The sequence below is a fragment of the Cellulomonas sp. JH27-2 genome, from assembly GCF_014837175.1.
In the GTDB taxonomy this organism is placed as follows: domain Bacteria; phylum Actinomycetota; class Actinomycetes; order Actinomycetales; family Cellulomonadaceae; genus Cellulomonas.
Window position 1 is genome coordinate 283,877 of record NZ_JACYFR010000005.1, and the last position, 17,415, is coordinate 301,291.

Genomic DNA, 17,415 nt, shown 5'->3' on the forward strand with positions numbered 1-17,415 from the left:
CCGTGACGATCATCGTGACCGGCGGGGCCGGGTACATCGGGGCGCACGTCGTCGACGCGCTCGCTGCGGAGGGCCGCGACGTGGTCGTCGTGGACGACCTGTCGACGGCGTCCGAGGCCCGGGTGGGCGACCACCCGCTGCACCGATTCGATCTCGCGGCCCCCGACGCCACGGCTCGCCTCACCCAGCTCCTGGGCGACGTCCGCGCCACGGGCGTGGTGCACCTGGCCGCCAAGAAGCAGGTCGGGGAGTCCGTCGCCAGGCCCGAGTGGTACTACCGGCAGAACGTGGGCGGCCTCGGGGCCGTGCTCGAGGCGGCGCGCGCCGTCGGGTGCGACCGCCTCGTCTTCTCGTCGTCGGCCGCCGTCTACGGCGAGCCCGCGGGCGGTGTCGTCGACGAGGACGCCCGGCCCGACCCCATCAACCCCTACGGGCAGACCAAGCTGGTGGGCGAGTGGATGATCCGCGCGGCGGCGCGGGCCTGGGGCCTGCGTCAGGTGTCGCTGCGCTACTTCAACGTCGCCGGCGCCGGTCGCCCCGAGCTGGGTGACCCGGCTGTGCTCAACCTCGTGACGCTGGTCCTCGACCGGTTGGAGCGGGGCGAGGCGCCGCTCGTGTTCGGCGACGACTACCCGACGCCCGACGGCACCTGCGTCCGCGACTACGTCCACGTCGCCGACCTGGCCGCCGCGCACGTCGCGGCGCTGGACTACCTCGAGCGCCCGGCGCCGGCGTACGACACGTTCGACGTCGGTGCGGGGCAGGGGGTCTCGGTGACGCAGATGCTCACGGCGATCGCGTCGGCGACCGGGACCTCGGTGCTGCCGCAGGTCGTCGACCGCCGCCCCGGCGACCCCGCGGTCCTGGTGGCGACCGCCGCACGCATCCGCACCGAGCTGGGCTGGGAGCCCCGCCGCGGGCTCGACGACATCGTCGCGAGCGCATGGTCCGCGTGGCGCGCGCAGCGCGAGGCAGGCGTGGAGCCGATCCGCCCCGCCCGCTGAAGGAACGGGCCTCGTCGCCCACCGTTCACGTGCATCGCGCCCACCGTTCACCCGGCGCGGATACGTTCTCGCACGCCACCACGACGGGGGCCATCCCGACGCTGGAGGACGTTCCGACGATGAGCACGGTAGCCCTCGAGCGTGTGGTGGCGACGCCTGCCGGCCGGTCACGGCGGTTCCGTGCCGACATCGAGGGGCTGCGGGCGATCGCGGTCGGGCTGGTGCTCGTGTACCACGCGGGCGTGCGCCAGCTCCCAGGCGGGTTCGTCGGCGTCGACATCTTCTTCGTGATCTCCGGTTACCTGATCACGGGTCTGCTGGTTCGGGAGGTCGAGTCGACCGGCCGGCTGTCGATGGCCGCCTTCTACGCCCGACGAGCCAAGCGCCTGCTGCCGGCGACGGCGCTCGTCCTCGTCGTGACGAGCCTGGTCACCTGGCTCTGGTTGCCCCAGACGCAGCGCGCCGTGCTGGGTGGGGACATCGTCGCCGCGGCGTTCTACGTCGTGAACTGGCGGCTGGCCGACCGGTCGGTCGACTACCTCGCCGAAGGTGTGGTCCCGTCACCCGTCCAGCACTTCTGGTCCTTGGCCGTCGAGGAGCAGTTCTACGTCCTGTGGCCCCTGGTCATCCTGCTGGTGCTGGTGGTCGCCCGCCGCTACCGGCGGTCGTTGCGCGGCGCGCTCGCGGTGGGCATCGCCGCGATCGGGGTCCCGTCGCTCGTCTGGAGCATCTGGAAGACCGACCACGACCCGGCACCGGCCTTCTTCGTCACGACGACGCGGCTGTGGGAGCTCGCCATCGGCGGCGCGGTGGCGCTGGGGGCGACCCACTGGCAGCGCCTGCCGGCCTTCGCCGCTCGAGCGCTGGTCTGGGCCGGCCTGGGTGCGCTCGCCGGCGCCGCGCTCCTGATCGACGGCGGCACGGCGGCCTGGCCGGGTTCGCTCGCGCTGGTCCCCGTGCTCGCCACGGCCGCCGTGATCGTGGGAGGTTCGGCGGGCGCGCGGCCCGGTGCCCGGCTCTTGGGTGCGCCGCCCCTGGTCTGGATCGGCGGCCTGTCCTACTCGCTGTACCTGTGGCACTGGCCCGTGCTGATCGCCGCCGAGGCGTGGTGGGGTCCGCTCAGCGCCCGCGCGGGGCTGCTCGTCGTCGCGGCCTGTCTGGTCCCGGCCTGGTTGTGTCACGAGCTCGTGGAGTCGCCTGTCCGCAGGTCGACGTGGGTGGCGGCCCGGGCGCGACGAGGGCTCGTCCTCGGCGCGGTCTGCACGCTCGTCGGGGCGGCGGGCGGCGGACTCGTCGTGCTCCCGTCCCTGGGGGCCGACCCTGCGCCTGCGCCGGGAGAGGTACTGGGCGCGCACGTGCTCGACGGGGGCGGCGACTGGTTCGTCAACGACCCGGTGTCGATCACCCCCAGCCCGGACAAGGCCACCGCGGACGTCCCGCAGATCTACGCGGACCATTGCCAGGTCGGGGCCGGGATGACCGAAGCCCGGGTCTGCGAGTACGGCGACCCGGCGGGAATCTGGACGATGGCTCTGGTCGGCGACTCCAAGGCCGCGCAGTGGCAGCCGGCACTCGATGCCATCGCCAAGCGTGAGCACGTCCGGCTCATCACCTACATCAAGGGCTCCTGCGCCTTCAGCGACGGCGCGCTGCTCCTGCCCCAGGGGCAGGCCTTCCCGGACTGCAGCACGTGGAACACCCACGTGCTGGCGGCGGTGCTCGCCGCGAAGCCGGCCGTGGTCGTCACCACCCAGCGGGAGAACCGCGCGCTCGTGGACCCCGACGACCCCACGTCACCGTACGAGTCGCAGGCCATGGTCGACGCACTCGCGAGCCGCTGGCAGACCCTCGAGGACGCGGGGATCGGCGTGGTGGCGCTGGCAGGGAACCCGGGACCGCCGGGCGTGCTGTACGAGTGCGTCGCCGAGCACAGGCACGACGTCTCGCAGTGCTCCTTCCCGAGCAAGGCTCCGACGGCGACCGTGCAGAAGAAGGCTGCGAAGCTCGTCGAGGGCGCCCACGTCGTCGACCTCAACGACGTGATCTGCCCCGACGGCACGTGCCCGGCGGTGATGGGCGACGTCCTGACCTACCGCTCGACGTCCCACCTGACCAAGACGTTCGTCGAGTCGATGACCGACGTCCTCGCGCTGCGGCTCGACCCGCTGCTCCCGTCGGGCTGATCGTTCGCGGCGATTCGGACGCGCCGTCGGCCGTGACCTATCCTTCGGCCGTGCCCGCCGCGAGTCCCGCCCGTCCGCCCGTCGTCGTCTTCGCGACGGTCCGCAACGAGGAACGGGACCTGGCCGCCGCCGTCGCGGCGGTGCTCGCGCAGGACTACGCGGGCCCTTTCCTGTTCGCGCTCGCGGTCGGGCCGTCCGACGACGCGACGGCGCAGATCGCAGCGTCCATCGCGGCGTCCGATCCCCGCGTGATCGTCGTCGAGAACCCGACGGGTCTGACGCCGCAGGGCCTGAACATCGCCGTCCGCGCGGGCGTCGAGGCCCTGCCCCACGCCGTGTACCTGGTCCGCACCGACGGCCACGCACAGCTCCCGTCGGACTACGTGCGGGTGGCCGTCGACACCCTGGAGCGGACGGGCGCCGACAACGTGGGCGGGATGATGGTGCCGCTCGGCGACGGCGGCGTTCAGGAGGCCGTGGCCTTCGCGATGTCGCACCCGATCGGGCTCGGCGGTGGTCGCTTCCACACGGGGGGCGCCGAGGGGGAGACGGAGACGGTCTACCTCGGGTCGTTCCGGCGCGCCACGTTCGAGCGGCTGGGCGGGTACGACGAGCACTGGACGCGAGCGCAGGACTGGGAGCTCAACCTGCGGCTGCGCACGTCGGGTGCGCTGGTCTGGTTCACGCCCAGGATGCGGGTCGAGTACCGGCCGCGCGGGTCGTTCCGCGCGCTGGCTCGACAGTTCTACAAGACCGGCCAGTGGCGACGCGAGGTGGTCCGCCGCTACCCGCGCACGGCGTCGGCGCGCTACCTGGCTCCGCCGGTGGCGGCGGTCCTGGTCGCGGTCGGGCTCGTGCTCGGCGTCGTCGGGCTGGTCACGGGCAGCGTCCTGGTGGTCGGCTTCGTGCTGCCGCTCGGTTACCTGCTGGGGATCCACGTCGCTGCGCTCGTCGCGGGCCGGGCGCTGCCCGGACGCGCCCTCGTGCTGCTGCCCGCCACGCTGACCACGATGCACATGGCCTGGGGGGCCGGATACCTGGTCGGCGTACGCAGGCGCTGACGAACGTAGGAGCAGCTCGCATGTGAGGCACCGCACGAGGTGATTCCTCGCGATTGCCTTGAGCGATGGTCGGCAGATGCCGACATCGTCTGGACGTTCTCGTGCTTCACCCCAGGGGGATCAGTTGTTCCGCAGTGCGCTCACGCGCTCGACCAGGCCTTTCGTCCGACGCGCCGCCGGCGTGGGCATCGCGTTGTCCGTGGCGTGCGCCCTGCTGCCGGTTGCTCCGTCCGTGGCGAGCGCAGCCGGCAGGGTCGTGCCCGAGGTGGTCGTGACCAGCAAGCCGGACGCGTACGGGGACCGTGAGCGTGTCGTGATCGGGGGCCGGGCCGCGGGCGCGCCGGCCGGCACGGCGGTGACCTTGCAACGCTCGAGCCACGGGAAGTGGGCCAAGGTCGCCACCGTGAAGGCCACGTCCACGGGTGCCTTCGTCGTCACGTACCAGGCAGGATCGGCGAAGGCGACGGCGAGGCTTCGCGTGGTCGTCGGGGCGACTCGTCAGGTGAAGAGTGCGAAGTCGGGCGTCTTCGGCATCAGACCGCGCGACGCCGTCCACGTGAGTGCCGCCCTGGCCGGCGGCCCCTTCGTCAAGGGCGATGTGGTCACCGTCTCGGGCACGGTCGCCGGCACCACGTCGGCAGTGGCCGTGCGGCTCGAGGAGCTGCGCGGGGCCACCTGGCACGTGGTTCGGTCCGGGCACACCTCGTCACGCGGCTCCTATTCCCTCGCGACGACTGCGGGGACGTCGAGCCGCTTCCTGCGCGTCGTGGCGCCCGAGGCGGGGCGGCGGGACGCCGGCGTCTCCCGCTCGGTCACCGCGAGCCACTACGCGTGCGTGGCAGGCGCCGCTCCCGTCGGTGGCATGGCTGCTCGCTTCAACACGCCGATCTCCGGCAGTGGTCGCGAGCTGTCGTCGCTGCTCGTCGGTACGGCCTGCGCGGCCGCCACAGGGGCGACGATCAGCGTCTCGACGTACATCCTGGCGGCGAACGATCCGGAGCCCGCGCGGATCCTCACGGCCCTGCGATCGGTGGCCGTCGAGCGCGGCGTGCACGTGCGGTTCGTGCTCGAGCTGCAGGGGAGCGGGATCACCAGCGCCACGGTCCGCCAGCTCCGCAGGTTCGCGAACGTCGTCACCTGCAAGGGCGGATGCATCACGCGCGCCGCGGACGCGGCGCAGATGCACGACAAGGTGTTCGCGGTCAGTGACACGCGGTGGTCCCCGGGAAAGGACCCCGCGGTGATCCTCGGGTCGTCCAACTGGTCCACACGTCAGTTCCACCAGTACTGGCAGACCGCTGCCCTCTTCCACGGTGACAAGGCGCTGTACGCGGCGCACGTCGCGAAGTTCGACCTGATGCGGCGCTGTGCGACCTCACGGTGCTCCGCGTCGCAGGTCAGGGCGACCGTGGCGACCGACCCGGGCCGGGGGATGACGCTGCACTTCTTCCCGCAGAGCTCGGGGGACGAGACGGTGGCGACCATGAGGACGGTCGGATGCGTGCCGGGGTCCCACGTGTCGATCTCGATGTACATCGCGTCCGGCTCACGCATCTCCGCCGTGACCAAGCAGCTACGCCGGCTCGTGAAGGAAGGCTGCGACGTCGACGTGCTGATGAGCGACGGCGGCGCGTACAGGACGTCGAGTGCCGGCCTCGCTGAGGTGCGGAACACGGGTGCGTCGCTGCGGTGCGTGACGCTGTCCCACGCGAAGTTCGCTGTGTATCGCGGCGTCACGGTGGGTGGCCGGACCGTGCAGGCGATGGTGACGGACGGTTCGCAGAACTGGACGACGTCGGGTCTGCGGCGCAACGACGACAGCACCTTCACGCTCTCGACGGCGCAGGCGTCCGGAGGATGGCAGGCGAGGATCAAGGCGATGGCGTCGTCGTACGAGGCCGGTTGGCGCGCGATCGCGTCACGATCGCACCGCTGCTCGTAGCGCGATCCCTGCCCATCGAGGCTCGACGGCCCACGCGGTGAGGCCACGGACCAGGGGTGTCGCCAGCACGAACGCCAGCGCGACGGCCGCTGCCGCCAGGAGCGTCGCCTGAGCAGCGCTCGTGACCGGTTCGTCGCGCAGCGGTGTCAGCACCAGGGCGTGCAGCAGGTAGACGTAGACCGACGCCCGCCCGACCGACGTCCACCAGTGCGTGGCGCGGGGCATCACGACGAGGACGGCGAGGGTCGTGACGGCGGCGGCGCACACCAGGATCAGCCGCAGCAGCGTCCCGCGTCCTGCGGTCGTCCCGATCGCGTCGGTCGCGAATCCGGGCTGGAGAGCCGCGCGGTTGAAGGCGTCGCGGGCCAGGGCCGTCACGACGAGCGCGGCCAGCAGCACGAGGCCCGCCACGACGCGCCACCGGACCGCGATCGACGCGACGACCTTCCCGATCCGGTCGAGGCCGCCGGCGTCCCGGAGCAGCAGACCGGCGACGAAGAAGGGCAGGAAGCCGAGCGTGTCGTCCAGCGCGAGCGCGTGGCCGACCCCGCCGCCCAGACCGCCGAGCACGCACAGGACGAGCGCCGCCACCAGGGCGACGGCGGGTCGCAGGGCGAGCCACAGCGGCACCGACAGTCGCCACAGCACGACCGCGACGAGGTACCACAGCGTCCATCGCGGCACCAGGACGTGCAGGGGCGCCGCGTGCCCACGCAGCACGGAGACCTCGATCGTCTGGAGCACCTGGAAGATGACGTACGGCACCGCGAGGCCGACGACGAGCCGTCCCGCGCGCCTCGTCGTGAGCTCGGCGGTGAGGACTCCCGTGACGAGCACGAACGCGGGCATGTGGAACAGGTAGATCCAGCGGTAGGCGACGTCGGCGGCGACGACCCCCGCGGCCGCAGCCGGTTGCAGGGCGTGCCCCACCACGACGAGCGTCACGAGGACGGCCTTCGCGTTGTCCCAGTACGCGTCCCGTACGTCCGCCGGTTGCTCCACCGGTGGCAATCTAGGTGCGGGCTGTGGGTTGCGCCAGATCCGTCCACCGATTCCGTCAGGCCAGGGCGTGTGGCCTATCCTTCCGCGGTGGGGATCGACGAGGGGCAGAGGCGTGGCTGACGTCAAGAGGATCCTCAGGCGAGGGGTCGAGATGCCCGGCCGCGTCGTGCTGGGCATGCTGCCGGCGTCCACGGCACGTCGGGTCCGCAGGCTCGTCAGCCCTGACGCCCGTGCCCTGCTGCGCTACGACCTGGCTGGGGCAGACCTGGACGTCAGCGGGCGCTACGCGGCGCGGGACTGGCGCGTGCAACAGCTCGAGGTGTGGGCTCGTCGGGCCGGTCGAGGGTTCGAGCTCCCCAACGAGGCCGAGGGCGAGGCCTTCGCCTTCCGCGTCTCGCTCGACCAGGTGCGGGCCGAGGGCGCGCTCAGCGAGGACGAGGTCGATCTGACGCTCCTGCTCACGAGCGACGACGGTGTCCGGCGGCGGGTCGCACTGGGCCCGTTCGACCGCGTCGAGCGGCCGCAGCGTCGGCTCGAGACGGTCGTCGACGGGACGACGGCCGTGGTGCAGAGCTCCCGGACCGGGGCCCTGTCCATCGGGTTAGGGGACGCCCCGGAAGCGTCGCCCGCATTGCTCACGCACCGGCTCGCGCACGGCGACGAGAAGATCGCCGTCGATCTCGAGCTGTCGACCCGCAATGTCGTCGTCGCGGCGGCGCAGCTCGTCGCGACGGGCCGTCAGTCGGGTGTGCGGCTCACGGCCCCTCTGACCGTCACAGCTGATCCCGAGGCGAGCACGCAGGGGAACGGTGGCCTGGTGCACCGCGTGACGGGGCACGTCTCGGCCCTCGAGCTCGCCGCGCTGCTCCCGGCGACGGAGGAGACGGTCGACCTCCACGTCGTCACGAACCCGGGTGAGCCGGGCGAGCGCTGGGTGCGCGTCCGGGTCCCGAACGGCCACCGAGGCCGGCGGATGCGCTCGGTCAGCGCCGACGAGGGTGCGCAGACCACGCTGTTCGTCCCGTATTCGACCTTCCGCGCGCACAACGTCTCCTACCGCGTCGAGCGGTACCGGACCGAGGACTACCGATACATGTGCCGGCTGGCGCGGTTCGGGTGGGCCTTCACCCTCACCCGCCCGTTCACGCGGATCTGGCTGATCGGTGAGGTCCCGTACAAGGCGCAGGACAACGGGTTCCAGCTGTTCCGGCACCTGCGCACGACGAGCCCCGGTCGACGTGCCTACTACGTCATCGACGCGGCGTCGCCCGACCGGGCGAAGCTCGAGCCGTACGGCAACGTCGTGACCGTGAGGAGCCGGGAGCACATCCGGTACACGATGGCGGCCTCGCGCCTGGTCGGCTCGCACCACGCGGAGTACCTGCTCGCGTCGCGGGACCACCGCGTCGCCCGCTGGGCGCGCGGCGTGCGCGTCTTCCTGCAGCACGGGCCCACCGCCAACAAGAACGTCACGCTCAACTACGGGCGCCAGGGCACGGCCGAGCGGCCGACCGAGCGGTGGATCGCGACCTCGGAGCTCGAGAAGCGGATCGTGGTCGAGGACTACGGCTACCGGCCGCACCAGGTGAGCGTGGCCGGGTTCGCGCGGTTCGACGCGCTGTTCACGGACGACGTGGAGCACGAGCGCACGGTCCTCGTCATGCCCACGTGGCGCGACTCGCTCATGCTGGAGGAGACGTTCCTGGCCAGCGACTACTACGCGAACTGGCACGGCTTCCTGCACGATCCCGGACTGCACGACGCGCTCGCGGCGGCAGACCTGGAGGTCAAGCTCCTGCTGCACCCCAACATGCGCAAGTACGCGGACCACTTCGAGTCGGACCGCGTCCACGTGATCCGCCAGGACGACGTGGACGTGCAGCGGATGCTGAAGGCGTGCGCGGTGCTCATCACGGACTTCTCGAGCGTGTGCTGGGACTTCAGCTACCTGCACAAGCCGGTGCTGTTCTTCCAGTTCGACCGTTCGATGCTGGTCAAGGCGCGCGCGCCGCACATCGACTTCGACACGATGCTGCCCGGCCCGGTGTCCACGACGCCGGCGACGCTGCTGGCCGACCTGCGCACGGTCATCGACGACGACCTGCGCATGAAGCCCGAGCACCAGGAGAACGCCGACGCGTTCATCGCGCACCGCGACCAGCACAACTGCGAGCGCATCGAGCACGTCGTCGCGCACGCTTGGAACACCAAGGTCGCGTTCGAGCGCGTGCGCAACGCGGAGAACGTCCAGCTCGTGTGGCGCTGGTTCCGCAAGAAGCCGATGTACTTCCGGGCCGTGCGGGCGCTGGGCTGGGTGGGCCGCCGACTGCCGCGCACCGACGTCGTGCTGTTCGAGTGCGACCGTGGTGCGCACTACGGCGACGCGCCGCGCTACCTCTACGAGCGCCTGGCGGCGCGCGAGCACGGCCTGCAGCTGGTGTGGGCGGACAACACGACGACGCGTCTGACGGACCCCCGCGCGCGCAAGATCCGCCGGCACAGCCCCACCTACTGGTGGGTGGCCTCCCGGGCGCGGTACTGGGTCAACAACCAGAACTTCCCGGCGCCCATGCGCAAGTCGCCGCGCACGCAGTTCCTCATGACGTGGCACGGCACGCCGCTCAAGCGCATGCAGCACGACGTGGAGCAGATGGTCGGTCGCGAAGGTGACTACCACAAGCGTGCGGCCAGGTTGACGAGCTACTGGACGGTGCTGCTCTCGGCGAGCGCGTACGCGACGAAGGCGTTCCGCAGCGCTTTCCAGTTCACCGGGAACGTGCTCGAGGTCGGCTACCCGCGCAACGACGTCTTCTCCTGGCCCGGTGCCGACGAGCGCGCCGCCCGCGTGCGGGGGCGCCTGGGTCTGGCCGACGACCCACGCAAGGTCATCCTGTACGCGCCCACGTTCCGCGACGACGAGCGCCAGGGCGTGCACTGGAAGCAGCGCCTCGAGATCGACATCGCGGGCCTCGAGGAGCGGCTGTCCGACCGGTACGTGCTCGTCGTGCGCTTCCACCAGCTGGTCCGCGACGCGCTGCCGGAGCGGTTCCGGGACAGCCCCTTCGTCGTGGACGCGTCGAGCTACCCGGACGTCCAGGAGCTCATGCTCGCCAGCGACGTCCTGGTCACCGACTACTCGTCGCTGTTCTTCGACTTCGCGGCCCTGGACCGACCCATGGTGTTCTTCGCCTACGACCTGCCCAAGTACCGCGACGAGCTGCGTGGCTTCTACCTGGACTACGACTCGCAGGTCCCGGGGCCGATCGCGCAGACGAACGCCGAGCTCATCGACACGCTCGACGGGCTGGACGGCATCTGGCCGGCCTACGGGCAGCGTCTGCTCGACTTCCGGCGCACGTACGGTCCGCTCGACGACGGGGGAGCGAGCGACCGGGTCCTGGACGCGTTCTTCGGCGACGTGATCGGCTCGCAGCGCGACGACCTGAGCGTGCCGAAGCAGGGCTGATCGTCCGCTCCGATTGCGCGACCGGCGTTCGCTTGGCACCGTGTGCCGATGGACGAGCGACGACGACGTTCCCGACGCGTGGTGGCCGTGCTGGTCGCGGCACTGGTGACGACCGGTCTGGGCGTCGGCCCGGCGCACGCCGCGACGCGCGCGAGCACGACGACGCTGACGCTGAGCCAGACCCACATCCGGTACGGCGAGATGGTGTGGCTGACCGGCAAGGTGACGTCGGGCGGTTCGGCGAGCAAGGCCCGCAAGGTCGTGGTCGAGCGTCGGCTCGGGTCGGGGTCGTGGGCCAAGGTTGCGACGACGACCACGTCGAGCAAGGGCACCTTCACGGTCCGGCAGCGCCCGACGAAGGAGTACACCTACCGTGCGCGGGCGCTCGCCACCGCCACCCGAGCGGGGGACTCGAGCCCGGCCCGGCGCGTCGACCTCACCGTGGGCGCGCGGACGCTCGCGGCCCGAGCGAAGGCCCTCGGCTCGCACGCCGGCAAGGCCACGTCCTCGGCGGTCAAGGCCAAGGTGTCCGGCACGAAGGCCGTGACCTACCGCAGCCACTCCCACGGGCTGCTGGTGCAGGTGACCAGGACCAGCGGGACGGTACGCACGTGGTTCGTCTACGGCGACATCCTGACGGCGTACCGCAAGCAGGGCGGTCCGAAGGGTGCGCTCGGCGTGCCGCTGGCCGACCCCAAGTGCGGGCTCATCGAGAGCGGCTGCGTGCAGCGTTTCCAGCACGGGGCGATCTACGACAACAAGAACACGACGAAGGCGTCCGTCGCGCTCGGGTCCGGACGGATGATGGAGGTCATCGCCGCGGAGAAGTCGCAGGTCGGGTACAAGCAGAAGACGTACAACCACTCGAAGTACAACGTATGGGCGGGCCGCGTCGGCGCGTGGTGCTCGGTGTTCCAGTCGTGGGCCGCGACCGCGTCGGGCAACCGGGCGGCGATCCCGCAGCACGCGTCCTGGGCCGCGTTCCTCAAGGACGTCCGCGCCCACGAGAAGCTCGGCAGGACGCCGAAGGTCGGCTCGCTCGTGTTCTTCGACACCATCTCCGACGGGAAGACGGCCGCCACGCACGTGGGGATGGTCGTCACGGTCAAGAAGTCCACCATCGTGACGATCGAGGCCAACACCAGCACCCCGGGCTCGCACGGCAACGGCCGGGGCGTCTACCAGAAGGAGCGGCCGCGATCATGGGCACTGTTCTACGCGTACCCGTCGTACTGAGGCGACCGCTGTCGGGCGGTGCAGCGCTCGTCGCGCTCGCGATGCTCGCCGTCCTGCTCGCACCCGCGGCCCAGGCGGCGACCGTGAAGGTCACCTTCAAGCCCAGCGCCACGTCGTTCCGGTGGTCGGAGTCGCTCTGGTTCACCGGGTCGGTCAAGAAGGGCACGAAGGCCGGCAAGGCCATGAAGGTCGAGCTTCGGCGGCAGCCGTCCGGCTCGAGCACGTGGAGCACGGTCGCCCGCGCGACGACGACGTCGTCCGGCGGCTACAGCATCCCGTACACGCCGTCCGCGCACACGGCCAAGTACCTCGTCCGCGTCGTGGCGACCTCGTCGACGGCGGTGAAGCGCAGCACGGTCGTGACCGTGAAGTACACCGTGGGCGACCGCACCCTCGAGGCGCGCGCGAAGCAGCTCGGCTCGCGCCTCGGAACCGCCCAGGCGAAGACCGTCCGTCTCAGCGCGACGGCCCGCAAGGCGGTGGGGGACACGTCGGTGACGTCGGTGCGCTACCGCAACTACACCAAGGGGATGCTCGTCGAGGTGGTGCGCGGCGGGAAGATGCGTACCTGGTTCGTGCCGGCCAAGATCCGGGACCGGCTGGTGTCCACGGGCGGCGTGCGCAAGACGTTCGGCGTCCCGCGCAAGGACGCCGTCTGCACGCTCATCGACTCGGGGTGCACGCAGCAGTTCAGCAAGGTCGCGGCCTACCAGAGCTCGGCGTCGAAGCTCGCGCGATACCAGGCGGGCACCACACGCCGCGCCCAGTACCTCGCGGTCGCGCGCTCGCAGGTCGGGTACGCGGAGCCGTCGTGGCGGCACTCGAAGTACAACACCTGGGTGGGGGCGCACAACGCCTGGTGCGGCGTCTTCCAGTCCTGGGTGGCCGCCGCGTCGGGGAACCCGGACCTGGTACCGAAGCGGACGACGTTCGCCGGGCTCGTCAGCTCCGTCAAGAAGGAGCTGGTGACGTACAAGCCGTCGTCGAAGACGCACAGACCCCGCGCGGGGACGCTGGCCTTCTTCGCGTTCAAGACGGCGCACCCGAACACGGCCAGCCACGTGGGCGTGGTGCTTTCCGTGAGCGGCGGCAAGGTGCGCGCCATCGAGGGGAACTCGTCGAAGGGCTCGGTCTTCACCGACGACCGGGGCGTGTACATCCACACCCGCAGCGTGTCGTCGGTGCTGTTCTACGCGGAGCCGGACTGGTGAGCGCCGGCGGGCTCGGCGTCGCCACTACGCTGGGTCGACCGCCCCGACCCTGAGGAGTCCTGCTGTGCCCGTAGCCGGTGAGGTCCGTGCGATCGCACGTCGCGGACGCGCGTACGCCCGACGACGCCGGGACGCCCGGGCCGTCGCCCGCCTGCTGCCCGGTCGTGTGCCGGTGCCGCCCGGCACGGTCGAGGTGGTCGTCTACTTCCCGGACACGGCCGTCAACCTCTACCAGGTGCGGCAGTGGTACGAGCCGCTGCGCCTCCTGGCGGCCCACCACGCGGTGGTCGTCGTGTCGCGCGAGCCCGACGCCACTCGGATCCTGCTGGCCGAGTGCCCCGTGCCCGTGGTACCGATGCGCAACATCGCCGAGCTCGAGCAGTGGTTGGCCACGCAGAAGGTCACGCTGATGCTCTACGTGAACCAGAACGCCAACAACTTCTCCGCGATGCGGTTCGCCGAGCCCGCGCACGTCTTCGTCTCGCACGGCGAGTCCGACAAGGCCTACATGGTGTCCAACCAGCTCAAGGCATACGACGCGGTCATGGTGGCCGGTCAGGCCGCGGTCGACCGGATCGCCGCGAACATCGTCGGCCTACCGCCCGAGCGCCTCGTCAGGATCGGACGTCCGCAGGTGGACGTCGAGTACGACGGCCCGGACCTGCCGGACGACGGCCGGACGGTCGTGCTCTACGCCCCCACCTGGGAGGGCGACCGGCCGAGCATGAGCTACTCGTCGGTCGCGTCGCACGGGCCTGCGATGGTCGCCGCGCTGCTCGCCGACCCACGGTTCCGCGTCGTCTACCGACCGCACCCCCGGACGGGCGTGCAGTCGGAGGAGATCCGGGGGGCGCACGCGGACGTGGCGCGACTGATCGAGCGCGCGAACTCCGCCGACCCCTCCGCGATGCACCTCGTCGACACGAAGACCGCCTTCGGCTGGCACCTGCGGGCCGCAGACGTCTGCATCACCGACATCTCCGCGGTCGCCTACGACTGGTTGGCCACAGGGCGGGCGCTTCTCGTGACCCGGCCCGCCTCGTCGGACGCCGTCCTGGAGAGCTCGCCGCTCGTGGACGCCCTCGCGCTGGTCGACGTGGGCGACGCACGCGCCATCGTCGACCTCGTCGTCGCTGCCCTCGTCGACGGGGGCGCCACCCTCCAGGAGGTGGCCGAGCGATACTTCGGCGACACCAGTGCCGGCGCGTCGATGACACGCTTCCTGACGGCCGCCGACGACCTCGTCCTCGCGCGAGCTGGTGTGCTCGAGGGACGGTCACGCACCCAACACTAGGATCGACGCAACGCCGGGCCTGGCTTGACGGCACAGGACGGAGTCCGGCGATTCGACGAGCCCGACGATCGGATTCATGCGCGCATGGTCTCCCCGACGCCCACCGCTGCTCTCGAGGCGCTGGCGCCCGAGCGCACGCGCACGGCGGTCCGGCCCGAGATCCAGGCGCTGCGCGCGATCGCCGTGATGCTCGTCGTGCTCTACCACCTGTGGCCCGAGCGGCTCACGGGAGGGTACGTCGGCGTCGACGCCTTCTTCGTCATCTCCGGCTTCCTCATCACGGGTCACCTGCTGCGCGAGGCCGAGCGGCAGGGGCGAGTCTCGCTCGCGCAGTTCTGGGCTCGACGAGCCCGCCGGCTGCTGCCCGCGTCGCTGCTGGTCCTGCTCGTCACCGCGGTGGCGACGTTCGCCTGGGTGCCCAGCGGGCTCTGGAAGGACTACCTGCGGCAGGTGGGCGCCGCCGGTTTCTACGTCCTGAACTGGGTCCTGGCGCACGACGCGGTCGACTATCTGGCCGCGGACGCCGCGCCGTCGCCCGTCCAGCACTACTGGTCGCTGTCCGTCGAGGAGCAGTTCTACCTGGTCTGGCCGCTCCTGGTGGTCTTGGCGCTGTGGGTCGCTGCGCGGATGCGCGGGCAGGTGCTCCGCTCGGTCGGCGTCGTGCTCGGGGCCGCGAGCATCGCCAGCTTCGTCTGGTCGCTGCACCTCACCGTGTCGGACGCGCCCCAGGCCTACTTCGTGACGACGACCCGTGCGTGGCAGTTCGGTGCCGGCGGACTGCTGGCGATCGCGATGGTCGCCTACGAGCGGCGCGCCGCTCGACTCGTCGCAGCGCGCGCCGTGCTGTCCTGGGCAGGGCTCGCCGTCCTGGCCTGGACCGGGTACGCATTCACGTCGGCGACACCGTTCCCGGGCACGGCTGCGGTCGTCCCGGTGCTCGGTACCGCCGCAGTGATCGCGGCAGGTGCGCCGGAGGCTGCGTGGGCGCCGACCCGCCTGATGGCGTGGCGGCCGGTCCAGACGCTGGGGGACATCTCCTACTCGACGTACCTGTGGCACTGGCCTCCTGTCGTCATCCTGCCGTTCGCCCTGGGCCGTTCGCTGCACGCCGTCGACAAGGTGGTGCTCCTCGTCGTCGTCCTGGCTCTCGGGTGGGCGACGAAGCGCTGGGTCGAGGATCCCGTCCGCTCGGCTCGCCGTCTCGGCCTGCGGAGGCCGACGGTGACCTTCGCACTGACCGCGGCGGGCATGGGCGTCGTCGCGGCCGTCTGCGAGCTTGGTAGCGGTGCGGCGTCGGTCGCGAGGGAGCGAGCCGAAGAGCGCGCCGAGACCGTCGTCGCCAGCAGGCCGCTGTGCTTCGGGGCCGCCAGCCTGGTGAACGACGGCAAGGGGTGCCCCGACCCCCGCCTCGAGAACGTGGTGGTGCCCGGGCCGGCCGAGGTCAAGAACGACGACGCCGGGCTGCAGAGCTGCTGGAGCGACAACAGCGAGCCGGACATGGAGCCGTGCACGTTCGGGAAACCCCGCCGCGGCGTGCCGCACGTCGCGGTCGTCGGCGACTCGCACGCCCGCGCCTGGTTGCCCGCGTGGCAGGTCCTCGTCGACCGAGGCCACGCCGTCGTCACGCTCTATGCCAAGGCGTCGTGCGTGTGGAGCGCCGTCCAGCCCGAGCGCTCCAAGCCATCACTCGTCGAGGGCTGCCGGACGTGGCAGCGCCAGGTCGGTGCCCACCTCCTGGCGAAGGGGAACACGTACGACGCGATCGTCGTGACGGGGTATGCGCGCCAGAAGATGCAGGTCCCGACCGGTGAGAATCGGCGGGACGTGGTGGCGCAGGGTCTTCTCGATGCCTGGGATCCCGTGCTGGACGCCGGCACGCCGATCATCGCGATCCTCGACAACCCGTCATCCGACGTCGATCCGAACGACTGCCTCCTCAAGGAAGGGCGCGGCGACCCGAGCCGGTGCGACCGACTGCGCAGCGACGTCCTGGTCGAGCACGATCCGCTGCGGGATGCGACCGATCGCAGCGACGGCCGGGTGCCGCTCGTCGAGATGACCGATCACTACTGCCGGGGGGATTCTTGCCCGGCGGTGATCGGCGGCGCGAACGTGCACCGGGACAACGACCACATCTCGTCGACCTACGTGCGCAGCATGGCGCCTTACCTGTGGGAGCGGATCGAGCCACTCGTCGCGCCGTGACTGCGGGAGCGGGACGAACCGCCGCACGACTAGCATGCTCTGGGGTGCCGCGGGCAGCGGGCGCCCCTGGAACCGACGACCACCTGACGAACAAGGAGTGACTTCTCGATGACGACACAGGTGGCGATCCTCGCCGCGGGCATGGGCACCCGGCTCGGACGTCCGTTCCCCAAGCCGCTGACGCCGCTGCGCGACGGCCACACGATCATGGACCAGCAGGTCGCCAAGATCCGCGGCGCGTTCGACGACGTGCAGCTGTACACCGTCGTCGGCTTCAAGCTCGAGATGATCCTCGAGGCACACCCGCGCAACCTCTTCGTCTACAACGAGGAGTACGACCGCACCAACACCTCCAAGAGCCTGCTGCGCGTGCTGCGGGCGTCGGGTGACGGCGGCGTGCTCTGGATGAACGGCGACGTCGTCTTCGACCCGGCCATCCTCGAGCGGCTCAAGCCGTACATCGACAAGGAGCAGTCCCTCATCTCGGTCAACACCGCCACGGTGGCCGAGGAGGAGGTCAAGTACACGGTCGACGGCGACGGCTTCATCGACCAGCTCTCCAAGCAGGTCGTGGACGCGCTCGGCGAGGCCGTGGGCATCAACTACGTGTCCGCGCAGGACAAGGCCACGTTGATCGCGCGCCTCGACGAGGTGGGCGACCAGGACTACTTCGAGCGCGGCATCGAGGTGGCCATCGAGAGCGACGGCCTGAAGTTCGTACCCGTGGACATCTCCGACCTGTGGGCCGTCGAGGTGGACTTCGACGAGGACCTCGAGCGCGCCAACGAGCACGTCTGACCGCGGATGGGGC

Annotated in this window: 11 protein-coding genes; 10 read left to right on the top strand and 1 reads right to left on the bottom strand. The window is 71.2% G+C overall.

Annotated features, from left to right (window positions below; all coding sequences use genetic code 11):
• The first annotated feature begins 2 nt into the window (after nucleotides 1-2).
• The 4 genes from galE (at nucleotide 3) to IC607_RS17945 (ending at nucleotide 6,190) form a co-directional block, all read left to right on the top strand.
• A complete protein-coding gene (gene galE / locus IC607_RS15775; protein ID WP_191788353.1) occupies nucleotides 3-1,004 on the top strand; it encodes a UDP-glucose 4-epimerase GalE in 1,002 nt (333 codons plus the stop codon).
• A 119-nt stretch (nucleotides 1,005-1,123) separates the two neighbouring features.
• Nucleotides 1,124-3,187 (top strand): acyltransferase family protein, encoded by a 2,064-nt coding sequence (locus IC607_RS15780; RefSeq protein WP_191788354.1) that lies wholly within the window; start codon nucleotides 1,124-1,126, stop codon nucleotides 3,185-3,187.
• 50 nt (nucleotides 3,188-3,237) lie between these two features.
• Nucleotides 3,238-4,248, top strand: coding sequence for a glycosyltransferase (locus IC607_RS15785; protein ID WP_191788355.1), 1,011 nt, complete (start codon nucleotides 3,238-3,240; stop codon nucleotides 4,246-4,248).
• 232 nt (nucleotides 4,249-4,480) lie between these two features.
• Nucleotides 4,481-6,190, top strand: coding sequence for a phospholipase D-like domain-containing protein (locus IC607_RS17945; protein ID WP_191788356.1), 1,710 nt, complete (start codon nucleotides 4,481-4,483; stop codon nucleotides 6,188-6,190).
• Here IC607_RS17945 and IC607_RS15795 read toward each other — a convergent pair.
• The gene (locus IC607_RS15795; RefSeq protein WP_191788357.1) at nucleotides 6,167-7,192 is read right to left on the bottom strand and encodes an acyltransferase family protein; all 1,026 of its coding nucleotides are present in this window, start codon (nucleotides 7,190-7,192) and stop codon (nucleotides 6,167-6,169) included. The genes IC607_RS17945 and IC607_RS15795 overlap by 24 nt on opposite strands.
• A 112-nt stretch (nucleotides 7,193-7,304) precedes the next feature.
• On the opposite strand from IC607_RS15795, the gene IC607_RS15800 reads away from it, so the two are divergent.
• From IC607_RS15800 to IC607_RS15825, 6 genes are all read left to right on the top strand, one after another.
• The gene (locus tag IC607_RS15800; RefSeq protein ID WP_191788358.1) at nucleotides 7,305-10,658 is read left to right on the top strand and encodes a CDP-glycerol glycerophosphotransferase family protein; all 3,354 of its coding nucleotides are present in this window, start codon (nucleotides 7,305-7,307) and stop codon (nucleotides 10,656-10,658) included.
• Nucleotides 10,659-10,706: 48 nt separating this feature from the next.
• Nucleotides 10,707-11,894 carry a CHAP domain-containing protein gene (locus IC607_RS15805; protein ID WP_191788359.1) on the top strand — a complete coding sequence of 396 codons (1,188 nt, stop codon included), beginning with the start codon at nucleotides 10,707-10,709 and terminating at the stop codon, nucleotides 11,892-11,894.
• Nucleotides 11,861-13,105 (top strand): CHAP domain-containing protein, encoded by a 1,245-nt coding sequence (locus tag IC607_RS15810; RefSeq protein WP_191788360.1) that lies wholly within the window; start codon nucleotides 11,861-11,863, stop codon nucleotides 13,103-13,105. The genes IC607_RS15805 and IC607_RS15810 overlap by 34 nt, the downstream gene beginning before the upstream one ends.
• Before the next feature lie 64 nt (nucleotides 13,106-13,169).
• The gene (locus IC607_RS15815) at nucleotides 13,170-14,399 is read left to right on the top strand and encodes a CDP-glycerol glycerophosphotransferase family protein (protein WP_370526311.1); all 1,230 of its coding nucleotides are present in this window, start codon (nucleotides 13,170-13,172) and stop codon (nucleotides 14,397-14,399) included.
• Nucleotides 14,400-14,483: 84 nt separating this feature from the next.
• The gene (locus IC607_RS15820; RefSeq protein ID WP_191788361.1) at nucleotides 14,484-16,604 is read left to right on the top strand and encodes an acyltransferase family protein; all 2,121 of its coding nucleotides are present in this window, start codon (nucleotides 14,484-14,486) and stop codon (nucleotides 16,602-16,604) included.
• A gap of 108 nt (nucleotides 16,605-16,712) precedes the next feature.
• The gene (locus tag IC607_RS15825) at nucleotides 16,713-17,402 is read left to right on the top strand and encodes an NTP transferase domain-containing protein (protein ID WP_191788362.1); all 690 of its coding nucleotides are present in this window, start codon (nucleotides 16,713-16,715) and stop codon (nucleotides 17,400-17,402) included.
• The last annotated feature ends 13 nt before the right edge of the window (nucleotides 17,403-17,415 follow it).